This is a genomic window from Sedimentibacter acidaminivorans (genome assembly GCF_017873955.1).
Lineage (GTDB): Bacteria > Bacillota > Clostridia > Tissierellales > Sedimentibacteraceae > Sedimentibacter > Sedimentibacter acidaminivorans.
Map to the genome: position 1 here is coordinate 1 of NZ_JAGGKS010000019.1, position 1,659 is coordinate 1,659.

1 protein-coding gene is annotated in these 1,659 nt (G+C 35.1%); it reads left to right on the plus strand.

The annotated features are described in order from the left end of the window. Positions 1-308 precede the first annotated feature (308 nt). Positions 309-1,583, plus strand: a complete 1,275-nt coding sequence (locus J2Z76_RS16460) for an IS110 family RNA-guided transposase (RefSeq protein ID WP_209513153.1) — start codon at positions 309-311, stop codon at positions 1,581-1,583. Positions 1,584-1,659: the final 76 nt, after the last annotated feature.

A 1,659-nucleotide genomic window follows, 5' to 3' on the forward strand; every position in this document is an offset into this window, starting at 1 on the left:
TCATAATTTTTACCATTCCTTTCGCTTCGCTCAAGGCACAAACAAGTTATGAAAAAATGGTTGCGCCCCTCCTCTATTTGTATTAAAATCTTCTTATGGAACAGCAATATACTACAGAGCACGGGAGGAGGAGTGGCGAAATTTATTTCGACCCCGTATAATTATATGTGCCGTCATCCTTACAAGTACAAACAAGTGGGACATTGAGCCCGTACACTTATCTTTGGTTATTAAACCATTTAATAAGACTCTGGATGACAGTCAATGTTGCTGTTCCTTTTTTATAATCTTTAAAGGTGGTGTTTCTTTTGATGAAGTTAGTTTACCCCATCTGTTGTGGCGTTGATGTCCACAAAAATATCTTTGTTGCAACCATCGTTTCTACCGATGATGTTGGTATTGCCAATTATCAGCAAAAATCCTTTTCAACCATCAATTATGATATTAAAAATTTTCACAACTGGCTAATCGATAATAACTGCTATCACGTCTGTATGGAATCCACCGGTAAGTATTGGATTCCAATTTTTAATTACCTTGAAACTGATATTGATGTTTGCCTTACACATCCCAAATATGTTAGGGCTATCAAAGGTAAAAAAACAGACAAGAAAGATTCAAAATGGATAGCAGACCTTTACAAGTTTGACTTAGTCAGAAACTCCTTTATTCCTCCTAAAGATATAAGGGAATTACGTGAAATAAGCCGTTATCGCTTTAAACTTGTGTGTATGAAATCTTCTGAGAAAAACCGTATTCAAAACTCTATGACTGTTTCAAATATTGGTATTGCTAGTATTCTTTCTGATCCTTTTGGTAAAACAGCTACTGAAATTATATCTTATCTTCTCACCCATACGTCAGAATCTTTTGATGAAAAAGCCTGTCGTAAATTGATTAAGAAAGGTGCAAAAGCTAAATCGAATGATATCATTGCTGCTATCAACGGATATACTATTGAAGCTGATCAACGTTTGAAAATGGAACTTGCTCGTGATCATCTTAATTACCTTGATGAGATGATTACCAAAACAGAAGTTGAGCTTTATATTAGGATTAAACCCTATTGGCATCTTGTTGAGTTGATTGCTTCTATGCCTGGTATGACTGAAATTTCTGCCACTTTCACTCTTGCTGAAATAGGTATTGATATGTCAGTCTTTGAAGATGCAAAACATCTTATATCATGGGCTGGACTAGCTCCTGCCAACAATGAAAGTGCTGGCAAGAAAAAGTCTGTCAAAATTGGTAAAGCAGGACAATATATCAAACCTTTATTAGTTCAATGTGCGTTAGCTGCAGTAAAGAGCAAGAAAGAGCCTTACTTTGCAGTCAAATATCAACATATCAAGAAACGTCGTGGTCATAAAAAGGCGGTTATTGCAATAGCTCGTATGATGCTTGTTTGTATTTATCACATGATCTCAGAAGAAAAACCTTTTAACCCAACTGATTATACGGAATTGATGGATCCGCATCATCATGTTGGCAAAGTTGCTCTGAATGAAGCAAATGTATTTGCCTATCTTCAACAACAAGGATACGATATTTCTCTTATTAAGAAAAATTGCAACGATAATTAATTAATCAAATTTTTTTATTGGGTTCTACGAACCCTTAGTTAAAGTTACACAAAAACCACAGTCTTTTTTCACACTT